General features: G+C 68.3%; 13 protein-coding genes. 6 read left to right on the top strand and 7 right to left on the bottom strand.

Going from position 1 to position 13,509, the window contains the following annotated elements:
- Positions 1-24 precede the first annotated feature (24 nt).
- A complete protein-coding gene (locus tag ACFVJ5_RS06585; protein WP_379218871.1) occupies positions 25-981 on the top strand; it encodes an endonuclease/exonuclease/phosphatase family protein in 957 nt (318 codons plus the stop codon).
- Between the two features lie 88 nt (positions 982-1,069).
- On the opposite strand, the gene ACFVJ5_RS06580 is transcribed toward ACFVJ5_RS06585, so the two are convergent.
- Positions 1,070-1,795 carry a helix-turn-helix domain-containing protein gene (locus ACFVJ5_RS06580; RefSeq protein ID WP_379218870.1) on the bottom strand — a complete coding sequence of 242 codons (726 nt, stop codon included), beginning with the start codon at positions 1,793-1,795 and terminating at the stop codon, positions 1,070-1,072.
- A 254-nt stretch (positions 1,796-2,049) separates the two neighbouring features.
- On the opposite strand from ACFVJ5_RS06580, the gene ACFVJ5_RS06575 reads away from it, so the two are divergent.
- On the top strand, positions 2,050-2,868 hold the full coding sequence (locus ACFVJ5_RS06575) for an alpha/beta fold hydrolase (RefSeq protein WP_379218869.1): 819 nt from the start codon (positions 2,050-2,052) through the stop codon (positions 2,866-2,868).
- Positions 2,869-2,918: 50 nt separating this feature from the next.
- A complete protein-coding gene (locus ACFVJ5_RS06570; RefSeq protein WP_379218868.1) occupies positions 2,919-3,326 on the top strand; it encodes a hypothetical protein in 408 nt (135 codons plus the stop codon).
- 72 nt (positions 3,327-3,398) lie between these two features.
- Here ACFVJ5_RS06570 and ACFVJ5_RS06565 read toward each other — a convergent pair whose 3' ends face one another.
- On the bottom strand, positions 3,399-4,010 hold the full coding sequence (locus ACFVJ5_RS06565) for a TetR/AcrR family transcriptional regulator (protein WP_379218867.1): 612 nt from the start codon (positions 4,008-4,010) through the stop codon (positions 3,399-3,401).
- A 64-nt stretch (positions 4,011-4,074) separates the two neighbouring features.
- On the opposite strand from ACFVJ5_RS06565, the gene ACFVJ5_RS06560 reads away from it, so the two are divergent.
- The 3 genes from ACFVJ5_RS06560 to ACFVJ5_RS06550 all read left to right on the top strand — a co-directional run bounded on the left by ACFVJ5_RS06560 (position 4,075) and on the right by ACFVJ5_RS06550 (position 7,136).
- Complete coding sequence (locus tag ACFVJ5_RS06560) at positions 4,075-4,923, top strand: alpha/beta fold hydrolase (protein ID WP_379218866.1); 849 nt, start codon at positions 4,075-4,077, stop codon at positions 4,921-4,923.
- A gap of 79 nt (positions 4,924-5,002) precedes the next feature.
- A complete protein-coding gene (locus tag ACFVJ5_RS06555) occupies positions 5,003-6,187 on the top strand; it encodes an NAD(P)/FAD-dependent oxidoreductase (RefSeq protein WP_379218865.1) in 1,185 nt (394 codons plus the stop codon).
- Between the two features lie 10 nt (positions 6,188-6,197).
- On the top strand, positions 6,198-7,136 hold the full coding sequence (locus tag ACFVJ5_RS06550) for a sigma-70 family RNA polymerase sigma factor (RefSeq protein ID WP_379218864.1): 939 nt from the start codon (positions 6,198-6,200) through the stop codon (positions 7,134-7,136).
- Between the two features lie 9 nt (positions 7,137-7,145).
- On the opposite strand, the gene ACFVJ5_RS06545 is transcribed toward ACFVJ5_RS06550, so the two are convergent.
- From ACFVJ5_RS06545 to ACFVJ5_RS06525, 5 genes are all read right to left on the bottom strand, one after another.
- Positions 7,146-7,763: a class I SAM-dependent methyltransferase gene (locus tag ACFVJ5_RS06545; RefSeq protein WP_379218863.1), complete on the bottom strand. Its 618-nt coding sequence runs from the start codon at positions 7,761-7,763 to the stop codon at positions 7,146-7,148.
- Positions 7,764-7,809: 46 nt separating this feature from the next.
- The gene (locus tag ACFVJ5_RS06540) at positions 7,810-8,886 is read right to left on the bottom strand and encodes a metallophosphoesterase (RefSeq protein WP_379218862.1); all 1,077 of its coding nucleotides are present in this window, start codon (positions 8,884-8,886) and stop codon (positions 7,810-7,812) included.
- Positions 8,887-9,028: 142 nt separating this feature from the next.
- Positions 9,029-10,255 carry a hypothetical protein gene (locus tag ACFVJ5_RS06535; RefSeq protein ID WP_379218861.1) on the bottom strand — a complete coding sequence of 409 codons (1,227 nt, stop codon included), beginning with the start codon at positions 10,253-10,255 and terminating at the stop codon, positions 9,029-9,031.
- Between the two features lie 136 nt (positions 10,256-10,391).
- Complete coding sequence (locus ACFVJ5_RS06530) at positions 10,392-11,141, bottom strand: HAD family hydrolase (protein WP_379218860.1); 750 nt, start codon at positions 11,139-11,141, stop codon at positions 10,392-10,394.
- The gene (locus tag ACFVJ5_RS06525; RefSeq protein ID WP_379218859.1) at positions 11,138-13,471 is read right to left on the bottom strand and encodes a glycoside hydrolase family 65 protein; all 2,334 of its coding nucleotides are present in this window, start codon (positions 13,469-13,471) and stop codon (positions 11,138-11,140) included. The genes ACFVJ5_RS06530 and ACFVJ5_RS06525 overlap by 4 nt, the downstream gene beginning before the upstream one ends.
- Positions 13,472-13,509 lie beyond the last annotated feature (38 nt).

The following is a 13,509-nucleotide window of genomic DNA, read 5'->3' as shown; positions in this document are numbered from 1 at the left end:
CCGGTGGCGTGCTTGGCTGACACGATGAGAGCGCGGGTTGTCCGAGTCGGTGTCCGGGTGCTGGCCGGGGCCGCGACCGCGATCGGCGCTGCCGGGGTCGCGTTGCATTTCACCCGCTGGCCGCTGGAGCCGCTCGTCCTCGCGGCTTCGGGGGCGCCCTACCTGATGAGCGGTGCGGTGCTCGGGGTCGCCGGTTTCGCGGCGACCAGGCAGTGGATCGCGACCGGTGTGGCAGTGGTGGTGGCGGGCGCGGGGATCGCGACCCAGGCGCCGCTGTATGTGGCGCACAACGGTGGTGCCGGACACCCGATCGTGGCGATGCAGGCCAATCTGCTCTTCGACGGCGCCGATCCGCGCGCGCTCGTCGACCAGGTGCGTGCGCGCGACATCGCGATTCTGACCGTCAACGAGCTCACCCGCGCGGCTGTACAGAGCCTGTCGCAAGCCGGCCTCGACGAGCTGCTGCCCCATCGCTATCTCGCCCCGGGTCAGACGGCCAGCGGTACCGGTATCTGGAGCCGATTCCCGTTGTCCGACACCGTCGAATACGACGGTTACGTCCTCAATCAGATCTCGGCCACCGCCGCGGTCCCCGAGCTCGGCCCGGTCGCGATCTATGCCTTTCACCCCGTCCCGCCCGTCTACGACACCGGGGTCTGGGCCGACGAGCTCGCCCGCTTGCACGAGATCCTGCGCCGGTCCCCCACCGATCGTCCTGTGATCGCCGGCGGCGATTTCAACGCCACCTACGACCATGCCCGCTTCCGCGCCCTGGCATCGGGGCGTTTCGCCGACGCCGCGGTCCAAGCGGGCGCGGGTCATCTGGTCACCTACCCGACCGACAAGGCCATCCCACCGCTGGTGGGCATCGACCATTTCCTGCTCGCGAGTGCGCACGCCACCAGCGTCGAAACTGTCGCCGTACCCGGCGCCGATCATCGAGCGCTGGTGGCGCGGATAGTGCTCACAGCTCAGGGTTAGACCCCGGTATTCAGCTGTTGCAGAACGTGTTTCGGTGCACCGGAGACGATCCGGTGGCGGGTCGGCGATGCACGGGGTCGTGCGATCGCTATTCGCGTTCGGCGCTGCGTTCGGCCAGGCGCGCTCGCCACTGCTCCATGGCCTGGCGCAGGGCCGCGCCGACGATGGCGACGAACTCGGCGGATTGTTCGAAGCGAGCGCCGGCCGGGGTGTCGGGGCCGAGGATCTCGACACCGCGCCGGGTCATGGCGGACAACGAGTTCTGCATCTGCACCGAGGCGACGAGGTTGCGCAGCCAGATGTCGTCGTCGACGAGGTAGCGCTCGCGCCGTTCACCGGGAACCAGTTCTCGGCGCAGCATGCCCTGCTGTTCGAGGAAAGCGACCGCGTTGGAGATCGAGGCCGGGCTCACGCGTAGGCGCGCGACCAACTCGGCGGCAGTGAGCGCCCCGGAGTCGGTGATCTGCAGGCAGGCGAGCACTCTGGCTTCCATCCGGGGCAGACCCTGTTCGATGAGCAGAGCGGTGAACGATTCGGTGAAGTCGGCGACCGCGCGGGGGTCGCGCCCGTAGCCATCGTCGGGAATCGGTGGCGGGGCGGGGTCGGCCTGCTTGTGGCGGCGTGCGCGCTGCTGGGTGGCGGCCTGCGCGCGTTCGGCCCGGTAGTCGTCGGGGCCGCCGTTGCGGGTGACCTCGCGCATGATCGTCGAGGCGGGCCGTCCGAGCGTGCGCCCGATCTCGGCGTAGCCGAGTCCGTCCGCGAGCCCCGCGGCGATGTGCTGACGGTCCGCGTCGGTGAGTCTGCCTCCGGGCATCGCTGCTGGTCACCTCTCTGTCGACCGGTACGAAGCGGGTGTCTCGTACCACGCCCAGTATGCATTCACTCTCATTTCATTGCAAAGCGCAACGCCAAAGCCCGTTGCATTCACACTCATTGTCATTGCACTATCGGCGACTAATGCAGCTTTAACAAGGCTTTTCACCGAAGTTGACTGTTGACAGATGAGTGAACGCAATCTACCTTTTAGTCATCAGTAAATATCGAACACCGCAACGCAAGGACACGACAATGACTTCCTCGAACCCCACCGGCACCGTCGCCCCCTGGACCGGCATGGTGACGATCGACGACACCGAACTGGCTGTCACCGACACCGGCGGCACCGGAACCCCGGTGGTCTACCTCAACGGCCAGTTCGCCACCCAGGGTTACTGGCGCCGGGTCATCGCCGATCTCGGCCCCGGCTACCGGCACATCACCTTCGACGAGCGGGCCCGCGGCAAGTCGAAGAAGTCGGCCGACTACTCCTTCGACACCTGCGTGCGCGATATCGACGCGATCCTGGCGGCCAGGGGTGTCACCGAGAAGCCGATCCTGGTCGGCTGGTCCTACGGGGCCTATCTCGGGGCGCACTGGACCAGCCGCAACCCGGCCGGTGCGCTCGGCGCGGTCCTCGTCGACGGCGCGTTCCCCTACGACTGGCTCGACGAGGCGATGGAGCTGCGTATCCGCACGCTGTTCAAGCGTCTGAGCTGGGTGCTGCCGCTGGCTCGCCCGACCGGGCTGGCGCCCCGTTTGACCGCACAGCAGCAGGCCGACAGCAATATCGAGCTCGGCAAGCTCTCCAGCGTCGACGCGCTGGGCCCGGTGCTCGATGCCATCACTGTCCCGGTGCGGTATGTGGTCGCCTCGGGAACCTCGTTCGGTAGCCGTGGCGACGAGCAGGAGAAGATCCGCGCCGGCCTGGACGCGGCGCTCGACCGCAACCCCAACATCCGCATCAGCGCCAAGGTCGCCAGCAACCACGGTGCGATCCTGCGCAAGGACTTCCGCGCCATCACCGACGCCGTCCGCGAGGTCGAGACCATCTCCTCGCCCACCCGCTGACTCGGTACCGATCCTCTTCCCGCACAACAGAACCCAAGGAGATAACCACCATGTCCGTCACCCTCACCACCCAGGAAAAGGCCACTGTGCGGACCGCCGCGTACGGTGCGGTTTCCCTGCTCGCCGCCGCGGGCGGGGCCACCGGCAAGCCGCACAAGATCGCCACCACCGGCAGCATCGCGCTGTCGTCGGCGACCGGTGTGGTCGGACACGTCCTGGCCGAGAAGTCCGGGCGCATCGCACTGAGCGGCTCCTCGGTCGCCGAACTCGCCGATCAGGTGCTGCCCGCCCTCACCGCGGCGATGAGCCTGCTCGGTCGGCACGACCCGGTGGAGGCCGAGAACTTCCGCAACACGATCGCCGTCGCCATCGACACCGCCCAGCTCTACCAGACTCGGCCCAACCCGACGATGGTCGACATGACCCGCAAGATCACCGGAGCACTCGCCGGCGCGTGATGAGACATCCACTCGCGCAACCACAGCCGTGTCACAGGGCCCGTGACACGGCCACCGTGGTGTGCCGGGTGATCACCGATCGACGACAGCTCCCGCGCGCGCGGCGAGCACCATATCCACCCGCGCCGCCATCGCCCGACCGGCCGCGCGCAACGGTTCGGCCGAACGTAGCGTGCGGCCCAGAATGAATGCCCCTTCCAGTGCGGACAGCATCGCCAGGATCAGCTCGCGTGCCGCGCCTTCCCCGGCGCCGCGTTCGACGAAATACCGTGTGCCCTGGTCGATCCAGTCCCCCACGACCTCGGCCGCCACCTCCCGCAAGACCGGTTCGCTGTCGGCGATCTCGCCCGCGACGGTCCCGACGGGACACATGTTCATCCACCCCGACTCCTCGAGCGTGCGCGCGGCGTCGTCGAACGCGGCGGGCACCGCCACCCGCAGATCCTCGTGTGGGTCCATCAGCAGCGGCAGCAGCTGGATGTAGGCCGCGCCGGTGCTGCGCAACGCCTCGGCCGCGATCTGCACTTTGCCCTGCGGAAAGTGGTGGTAGAGCGACCCCATCGGCGCCCCGGCGGCGGCGGTGATCTGTTTGACGGTGATCGCGCTGTACCCGTGGACACGCATCAATTCCGCGACCGCGCTCACCAGTCGCTCGCGGGTGCTCGTTGACATCTGCTCGCTCACTCCACCAGACTAGAGCAAACACACTAGAGCGAACGCTCTAGCCGTGGAGGCAAGGGAGGATGTCATGGCGATCGTCGAACTCGATGCGGGCCGGATCCACTACCGCGAACGCGGCGAAGGCCCCCCGGTGGTCCTGCTGCACGGACTGTTGATGAACCACACGGTCTGGGACTCGGTCCTCGACCACCTGCCCACCGGCTTCCGCTACGTTCTGCCCGACCTACCGCTGGGCGCCCATCCCGAACCCCTGCGCCCAGGCACCGACCTGAGCTTGCGCGGCCTCAATCAGCTCGTCGCCGACTTCCTCGCCGCACTGGACCTGCACGATGTCACCCTCGTGCACTCCGACTGGGGCGGTGCCCTGTTCCTCACCGCCTACGGCCTCGACGACCGGGTCGGCCGCCTGATCATCTTCCCCAGCGAAGCCTTCGACAACTTCCCACCCGGCCTCCCGGGCAAAACCGCCACGCTCGCATCGGCTCTGCCCGGCGGGGTGACCCTGGCCTTGCGTCAGATGCGCATCGGCTGGCTGCGCCGCAGCCCCGTGATGTTCGGCTGGATGGCGAAAACTCCCCTCCCCGACGCCCTGGTCCACGCCTGGACCGAACCGGGCCTGCGCGACCCCCGCATCCGCGCCGACCTGCTCGCCTACACCCGCTCCGGCTTCGACAAGCGCGAACTCGTCACCAACACCGAAGCCCTGCAACACTTCTCCGGCGAAACCCTCATCCTGTGGTCGTCGGCGGGCAAAGTCATGCCCCGCTCCCACGGCCCCCGCCTGGCCGCCCTGATACCCCGTTCACGCCTGGTCGAAATCGACGACGCCTACGTCTTGTCGATGCTCGACCAGCCCGCCGTCGTCGCCACCGCGATCACCGAATTCCTCGCGACCTCACGCGCCACCCGAGCGTGACCCACATCACTGATTGATCCTGTCAGGATTCCGGCGGCTGTCTCGTTCAGGGTGCACGCGAACCAGACAGGAGCGAATCATGAAGCACCGCATCGTCGTCCTCGGGGCCGGATACGCCGGAACCTTCTCCGCCGGGGTACTGGCCCGCCGACTCCATTCCGACGACTTCGAGATCACCGTCGTCAACGCCGAACCCGATTTCGCCGAGCGGCTGCGCAACCATCAACTCGCCGCCGGGCAGAACCTGCGCCACCTGCCGCTGGCGGAGGTGTTCGCGGGCACCGGCATCCGGCTTCGGGTGGCGCGGGTGAGCGGCGTCGATGTCGACCGCCGGACGGTCACGATCGCCGACGGCGACGACATCGACAGGCTCGAATACGACACCCTGCTCTACTCGCTCGGCAGTACCGCCGACGTCCACAGCGTCGACGGCGCCGCCGAGCACGCCTTCCACGTGGCGTCGCGCCCGGCCGCGCTGCGACTGCGCACCCGCCTGGCCGAGCTGGGCGCGAACGGGAAGGTCCTGGTGGTCGGCGGCAACCTGACCGCGATCGAGGCCGCCACCGAGATCGCCGAATCCCATCCAGAGCTTCAGGTTGCCCTGGCCACCCGCGGCGAACTCGGCGGGTGGCTGGGCGGCAAGGCCCGCCGCCACCTGTTCGACGCCTTCGACCGGCTCGCCATCACAGTCCACGAGAACACCACCATCGCCCGCGTCGAGGCGGCGGGCGCGGTGGCCGCCGACGGCACCGCCTTCGCCGCGGCGGCGACGGTGTGGGCAGCCGGGTTCGCCGTGCATCCGATCGCCGCGACCAGCGGCCTCGCGGTGCAACCCAACGGGCAGATCACCGTCGACCGGCAGATGCGGTCGGTCTCGCACCCGGATGTCTACGTCGCCGGTGACAGCGCCTTCGTCATCGGCGACAACGGTTTACCGTTGCCGATGTCGTGCGCGTCCGCGGGATTCACCGGCATGCAGGCCACGGCCACGATCGTCGGGGACCGGACCGGGCGCAAGATCTCGACGACCTCGCTGTCGTATGTGGGCAACCACATCAGCCTCGGCCGTAAGGACGGGATCTTCCAGGTGGTCGACGGTGCCGCGCGATCGAAGTCGTGGGCCCTGCGTGGACGAACGGCCGCGCGCGTCAAAGCGGTGATCCTCGGGGTCAACCCGTGGAGCCTGAGCCATCCCACCTTCGGCATGCCCAGCCGCCGGTACCGCGCGGCCACCGATCGACCCCACGCCGTGGTCGCGACCTAGAGTCGTGCTCATGGACACTGCCACCGTGGCGCGTTTCGAGGCCAGCCGCAACCGGCTGGCCTCGATCGCCTACCGCCTGCTCGGCTCGGCCGCCGACGCCGAGGACACAGTCCAGGACGCGTTCCTGCGGTGGCAGGCCGCCGACCGCGACTACGTCGAGGTGCCGGAGGCGTGGCTGACCAAGATCGTCACCAATCTGGCGCTGGACCGGCTCCGCTCGGCGAAGGCGCGCCACGAACGCGCGGTCGGCGCCTGGATGCCCGAACCGCTGCTCGACGGCGACCCGATGCTCGGGCCCGCCGACACCGTCGAGCAGCGCGAATCGGTGACCCTGGCGGTGCTGACACTCATGGAACGGTTGTCCCCGACCGAACGCGCCGTGTACGTGCTGCACGAGGCCTTCGCGTACCGGCATGCCGAGATCGCCGACATCCTCGACATCACCGTGTCGGCGAGTCAGCAACACCTCCACCGTGCCCGTGGGCGGATCACCGTCGCGCGCACCACCATCGACATCGACCACGGCGCCGCGCGCCGAGTCGTCGAGGCGTTCATCGATGCCGCCACCTCGGGTCGCACCGATCGGCTGATCGCGCTGCTGACCGATGACGCGACCGGCATCTCCGACGGCTTCGGGGGCCTGGCCGCGAAGCTGATCCGGTACGCGACCCCGCAACGCCTCGCCACCGCGGTGCGGGCCGGTTTCACACCGAGTCCGGCCAAGCGCCGCCTCGCCGGTGGCTCACCGTCGATCTACGCCGTCGTGGCCAACGGCTGCCCGGCCGTGCTCGTCACGCTCGGCGATCGAGTCCTCGGCGTCGCGATCCTGGAGATGCGCGCGGACAAGATCGCCGGCATGCGCAGTATCGCCGCACCGCACCGGCTGGGACGGGTCACCGCCGAATGGCAGCGGCGCGACCATGACGCCCCGCTGGTCCCAGCATGGTGATCGGCCGTTTCAGCGACCTCGCGCGACGCCGAGAGACAACGCCGCCAACGCTTTCGGGGCGCCCGGCTGGTAGAACCGGTCGAGTTCGGCGATCTCGAAACCCGCTTCGGTGATCAATCCCGCGATGTCGCGCGAGAGATGACAGCCGCCGGCGATCTTCTGCTGGATCGGGTCGAGACGATGCTGCCAGGTCTGCACCGACTCCTCCGGCGCGAGTCCGTGTTCGACGAAGTGCAGGGTGCCGCCGGGGCGCAGTACCCGGCGGATCTCGGCGAGTGCGGCCGCGACGTCGGGGATGGTGCACAGGGTGAAGGTGGACAGGGCGGTGTCGAAGGTGGCGTCGGGAAACGGCAGCGACTGACCGTCCAGGCCCGCGCGTTCGATCGGAGTAGAGCTGCCCGCAACACGTTTCGCGGCGATCTTCCACGCGGTGTCCGCGGGCTCGACCCCGCTGACCCGCTCGACCGCGGCCGGATAGAACCCGATGTTGTTGCCCGACCCGAACCCGACTTCGAGCACCGCGCCGTGTAATCCGGCGCAGGTTCGCTCGCGCAGCGGCCCGTTCTGGGCGAGGCCGCAGACTTTGTCGGTGATGTGCGGGAGGATCCGGTCGGTGTAGAAGCCCATCCACCGATCATCCTCCCGCCACCGCGCTTTCTACACCCGGTCGTGCTCAGCCGAGTCGTCGGTCGAAGACCTCGGTGCTCGCGCCCGAGGCCGGGTCGACAGTGAGCACTGTGAGATTCACCGAGTCCGCGGTGAGGTCCAAGACCATGAACCCCAGTTCGTGCTGGGTTTCGAACAGCGCGCTGTGGCCACCGGCCGTCAGCCGGGGCTGACCGCCCGCGGTTTTGCCCGCCGCGCCCGACACGATCTGGCGGGTGCCCTTGGTCGCCGGCGTCGGTTCGAGCACCTGCAGGGTGTGGTCGTGGCCCGACAGCAGAAACGACACCTTGCCCAGCACGTGGTCTTCGAAGAAGCGCTTGGCGTGCACGCCGTTGATCGGTTCGACCGGCAGGCCCTCGTAGTTGCCCGCGTCGCCGTGCGGGCCGTTGCTGATGTAGGCCTGATGGGTGCAGGCGATCTTCCACGGCGCGGTGGACTCGGCGAGCGCGGTGTCGAGCCAGGCGCGCTGTTCGTTCATGTAGGGCCCGTCGACGGCCCAGTACGGATCGAGGAACGGCGGGATGTAGGCCGCGAGGGGATTGATGTCGAGCACGAAGAACTCCACGACCGGGTTCTGTTCGGGTACGCGCACCGAGTAGTAGCGGCTCGGCATCCACCAGCGCTGCGACTTCGCGTGGTAGGCCACCTCGAAGTTGCCGCGTGCCAGCCAGCCGCCGTCACCGGGGAACACCGAGCTGGTGTCGTGGTTGCCGAGCACCATGGCCCACGGAATGTCCAGTCCCGCATTGGGATTCTCGAATTTGGTGGCGAACTGTTCGTCGTCGGGCCCGTCGGGTCCGGTGTCGTAGATGTTGTCGCCCAGACCCAGCGCGAGCGAGAACGGCCGGCGTGCGTGGAATTCGCGTGCCGCGTCGGCCACCGCCCACTGGGTGCGGGTGCCGGTGCCCGCGTCGCCGGTGACCAGCACTCGCACGCTACGCCCGGCCTGCGGGGTGAACTTGGGCACCTCGGCGGGCACCGCCGCGGCGGGGGTGAGTCCCACCAGTGACAGGCCCGCGACGACACCGGCGGCGCCCGCCAGAACTTCACGACGGCCGATTCCGGACGAGAACTGATCCTGCATGGTCACCTTCTGGGTAGTGGCTCTGTTGGACAACTGACCTGATCGAAGCACAGTGGCATGATCGCGACGCCGCCGCAGCCTAACGGGCGCGGTCGCGAATCGTTCGCCGGCCTCGCGCGCATGTCGCGAAGCGAAACCGGGACTACACCGCGCACATCGATTGGATGACACCGCGCACGATCGGCGCACCGTAGTCGGTCGGCGCGAACACCAGTTTCTGCACGATCGACAGCGGCGTGGTGACAGTCTCGGTGATTCCGGCGAATCCGGCGACGGTGGTGCCCGCCGAGAACAGCAAGCTGGTGATGTCGAGGGTGAGCGTCGCCAGATCGAAGGCGTTCTCGACCTGGACCTGCGCCAACGGCACCGTGTCGAGCGCTTTGCCTTCGGCGAGGTCGGCGCCGAGGTTGGCCAGGAAGGTCAGCGGGCCCAGGTCGAGGGCCTCGACCAGCGGGCCGAGGTCGTCGGCGCGGCGCATCAGCATCACCTTGGCGACCCGGTTGCTCGCCAGGAATTCCTGGAGGGCGTCGGCGACCTGGTGCATCGCGACCCGGTCCACCGCCACGGCCCCACTGTCGAGGAAGGCGCGGGCGCGCTCCACGACGGTGGCCAGGGTCAGTTCCGCGACGGGCGTGCAGGTGCCGTCGGCGTTCATGACCAGCGCGGCCAGATCCTCGATGGGCTGGGGAACCTGCACGGGCTCGATGACGGCGTCGCCGAGTTCGAGCGGCGGGTACACGTTCGGCGCCACACAGCCGGCGTCGATCGAGTCCTGCACCGCGCGGGCCAGCGCCTTGGTTCCGGTGAACATCGCGCCCACCACCGGCTTGAGGAACATTCCGACGGTGGGCACCATGCCCGCGACGAGCTTGGCCGGGATCTTGACGATGCCGGTCGCCAGGATGAACACCTCGATAGCATCGTTGACGGTCAGCTGCGAGACCGACATCGTCTCGTCGATGCGCCCGGTGCGCACCGCGTCCAGACCGTTCACGAGGTAGGTGACGATCGGATCGTCGAGTTCGGCCGGCCGTACGCCGACCTGTTCCGGGCGCAGCGGCAGCCCGTCGCGGTGCACCCGCAGCGCGGCGATCCCGGCCCGGAAATCGGCGACCTGCTGGTCATAGGCGAGCAACTGCGCGGGCCCGACGGTGCCGCGCAGCACCGAGGCGGCGGCGGTCACCACGTCATCGAAAGTCGGTGCGCCGCGGGTGCACACGGCGTCGGCATCGCTGATGGGCGTCGTGGCCAGAGTCGGGGAAACGTCGGCCGATGCGATGCCGGGCGCAAGCATCATGCCCGTGACAAGGGTCAATGCGGTGAGGGAGCCGACGCAGGGCGCGGCACGGCGGGGCAGGGGCATTCGCATGCGTGGTGATCTCCGACCAGGGGGGCGACAGGGTGAATCGTTCGATCCGAACCTATTGCCGCCTGGTTTCCGAAACAGCCTCGTTCATATGAACACTTGCCCAACTTGGACGCACGTTCAGTTTACGTCGAATAACTCAGATCTCTCTCGACGCGGCAGACCTGCGCCGATCCACGAGCAGATCCGCCAAGTCACTGACGACGACATCGGCACCGGCGGCCCACAACGCCGAGGCGCCGGTCCCCCGGTCGACCCCGATCACCCGGAATCCGCCCCGACGCCCCGCTTCGACCCCCGACACCGCGTCCTCGATCACCACCGTGCGCACCGGGTCCACACCCAAACCCTGTGCGGCCGAGAGGAACATGTCGGGCGCCGGTTTGCTCGCCAGACGCTCGTCGTGGGCGACCACACCGTCGATCACCACCACGAACCTGTTCAGCAGACCGACGGTGTCGAGCACGAGCACCGCGTTGCGTGAGCTCGACACCACCGCCATCGGGATATCGGCGGCCGCGAGCGCGTCGACCAGAAGCAACGACCCGTCGAACACCTCGACACCGTCGCCACGGATGATCTCGGTGAAGCGGACGTTCTTGCGGTTGCCCAGCCCGTGCACCGTCTGCGCGCCGGGTGGGTCGTCGAGCTCGCCGTCGGGCATGCTCACCCCGCGCGAGGCGAGCACCGACCGCACACCCGCCGCGCGCGCCTTGCCGTCCACCAGCGCGAAGTAGTCGGCATCGGTGTAGGGGGCGGCATCGGGGGCGACGGCGGGCAGGAACTCGGTGAACAGCGCCGACCACGCCCGCCGATGCACCGCCGCGGTGTCGGTGAGGACACCGTCGAGATCGAACAGCACTGCCTGCGCGTCGAAGACGCCCGTCACGGCGCCCCGACCTCGACCACGACACCGGGTTCGAGTGTCACCGGCCGACCCCACACGGTGATCTGTACCGGTGGCCCCGCGCCCACCAGCTCGAAGCGCGCGTCGCGCTGCCCGAGATCGGCCCGCACCGGCCGTCCCCGCCAGTGCACCGAGTACCGCAAGCGTTGCCAGGACGCCGGGAGCGCGGGTGCGAAACGCAAACCCTCGGCGTCGGCGCGCACGCCGCCGAAGCCGTGCGTGGCGACTTGCCAGGTGCCGGCTGCCGACGCGATGTGGATTCCCTCTTCGGTATTGCCCTGGTTGTCGTCGAGATCGACGAACGCCGACCGCTCGAAATACCGTTGCGCCGTGCGGGAATCGCCCACCTGCAATCCCACGATCGCGTGGATCGACGGGCTCAGTGAGGACTTGTGCATCGTGCGCTGCTCATAGAACTCGTAGTTCAGCCGCCGGGTCGCCGGCGAGTATTCGTCGGGCAGCATGTGCAGCAGCATCACCACGTCGGGTTGTTTGAGCAGCGAGGTGGTCTCGCAGTCGAACGGGCTGTAGCCGTCCGGAAGTCGCGGCATGCCGTTGTCGTCCCAGTCGACGATGGGCACCACCGTGCGATCGAAATAGCCGTCGAACTGTTCGATGACACCGCAGTCGGGATCGGTCGGTGCCCGCAGCCGGTCCGCGGTGGCCAGCCACTGGGCCGGTTCGCCCGGGTCCAGCCCGATCGAGGCCATGAGATCGCGTAAACGTTCGGGCCGTTCCCGCGACATCCGTTCGTACACCCCTGCCGCCTGCCGCAGATGCCAGTGCACCAGTTTGTTGGTGAACGCGTTGTTGTCGACGTGGGAATGAAACTCGTCCGGTCCCATCACTGTCCGGATGACGAGCCGATCACCTTCCTCGACGCACCGCTGCACCCAGAATCGGGCGGTCTCGAACAGGATCTCGGCGCCTTCCCCGAACAGGTAGTCGTCATCGCCGGTGACGGCGGCGTAGCGGATGATCGCGTAGGCGATGTCGGCGGTGATGTGAAGTTCTTCCTCGCGCGTGTAGAAACGCTCTTTCCCGTCCGGGGTGTATTGCGGACATTCCTCGCGGCCGGTATCGGCCGACTCCCACGGATAGCGCGCGCCGCCGGTCCCGTTGTCGGCAGCCACTTCCCGTGCGCCGGGCAGGGTGTGATGGCGGTAGCCCAGCAGCGCGCGGGCCGCGCGCGGCTGGGTGAACAGGAAGAACGGCAGCAGCATCACCTCCGTATCCCAGAACACATGCCCCCGATACCCTTCGCCGGACAGCGCTTTCGCGCCGATGCTCACGGTCGGATCCTCGGGGTCCGCGGCGATGAGCAGGTGATAGATCGCGAACCGCAGCGCCTGGGTCACCCGATCGTCGCCGACCACTTCGCAGTCGGCGTCGGCCCACAGCCCGTCCCACGCCGCCCGGTTCGCCGCTGCGGCGGCATCGAACGAGACTGCGCGCGCGACGGTGTCGAGTGCGCGCTGCCGAGGTGGGCGCACCATTTGATAGTCGCGGCTGGTGGCGATGCCGACGAGCTTGTCGACCCGCACGGTTTCTGCCGCACCCACATCGAAGTGCCACTCCACCTCGATGCCGTCGTGGCGGGAACGCTGGTGAGCCCACCCGCTGTCGGCCGAGCAGGTGAGGGCATAGGCCAGGTCGACCCCGCTGTCGATGGTGCGGCTTTCGATGACACCGATTTCACCGTCGAATCCCGCACTCACCGACATCAGGTGCGTGGACTTGGCCCACTTGTCCCACTTGCGTTCGTAGCCGAATACCGTCTGTTCGCGGTAGGTCGGCAACCGTTCGAGGTTGCGCCGGTTCGCGTCGATACCGGTGCGCACCGTGACTGCCCCCGCCTGGTCCAGGCACGTCACTTCGATCCGCAAACAGCACAGATCTCGATCGGCGGTACTGGCGAACCGTTCGGTCCGCAGCCTGGTTCGCGCGCCGCCGGGCAGCCGGAACACCGTGTCGCGGTGCAGGACTCCGCTGCGCAGATCCAGTGCACGACGGTGCTCGACGACCTGCGCGGACTCGGTGTCCAGGCGCATACCGTCGACGAAGACCTCGCTGTCGAGCCAGTCCGGCGCGTTCACCAGATCGATGACCGGGGCGTCATAGGCGTCGTAGACACCGGCGATGAATGTGCCCGGCAACGCCCCTGTGTGCCGTTCCTCGAGCGAGCCACGGGTACCCAGGCGCCCGTTGCCGACGGTGAACATCGTCTCGAAGTAGTTGGCGCGCTGCGGGTTCCAGCCGTCCTCGACCACCGTCCACGAGGTGGTCTCGCTCGCGTGGGTCCGGGCGTTCACAGTCTCACCGTCGCAACTCGCGCGCGATGCTCGGTTCG

This window comes from Nocardia sp. NPDC127606 (assembly GCF_042671725.1).
GTDB lineage: Bacteria > Actinomycetota > Actinomycetes > Mycobacteriales > Mycobacteriaceae > Nocardia.
Note: the sequence above shows the minus strand (reverse complement) of the source record. Positions and strands in the feature narration are given on the sequence as shown.

Bases quoted from the DNA above. Each gene is read 5' to 3' on its own strand.
- ACFVJ5_RS06585 (WP_379218871.1), top strand. From the start codon at position 25: ATGAGAGCGCGGGTTGTCCGAGTCGGTGTCCGGGTGCTGGCCGGGGCC.
- ACFVJ5_RS06580 (WP_379218870.1), bottom strand. From the start codon at position 1,795: ATGCCCGGAGGCAGACTCACCGACGCGGACCGTCAGCACATCGCCGCG.
- ACFVJ5_RS06575 (WP_379218869.1), top strand. From the start codon at position 2,050: ATGACTTCCTCGAACCCCACCGGCACCGTCGCCCCCTGGACCGGCATG.
- ACFVJ5_RS06570 (WP_379218868.1), top strand. From the start codon at position 2,919: ATGTCCGTCACCCTCACCACCCAGGAAAAGGCCACTGTGCGGACCGCC.
- ACFVJ5_RS06560 (WP_379218866.1), top strand. From the start codon at position 4,075: ATGGCGATCGTCGAACTCGATGCGGGCCGGATCCACTACCGCGAACGC.
- ACFVJ5_RS06555 (WP_379218865.1), top strand. From the start codon at position 5,003: ATGAAGCACCGCATCGTCGTCCTCGGGGCCGGATACGCCGGAACCTTC.
- ACFVJ5_RS06550 (WP_379218864.1), top strand. From the start codon at position 6,198: ATGGACACTGCCACCGTGGCGCGTTTCGAGGCCAGCCGCAACCGGCTG.
- ACFVJ5_RS06545 (WP_379218863.1), bottom strand. From the start codon at position 7,763: ATGGGCTTCTACACCGACCGGATCCTCCCGCACATCACCGACAAAGTC.
- ACFVJ5_RS06540 (WP_379218862.1), bottom strand. From the start codon at position 8,886: ATGCAGGATCAGTTCTCGTCCGGAATCGGCCGTCGTGAAGTTCTGGCG.
- ACFVJ5_RS06535 (WP_379218861.1), bottom strand. From the start codon at position 10,255: ATGCGAATGCCCCTGCCCCGCCGTGCCGCGCCCTGCGTCGGCTCCCTC.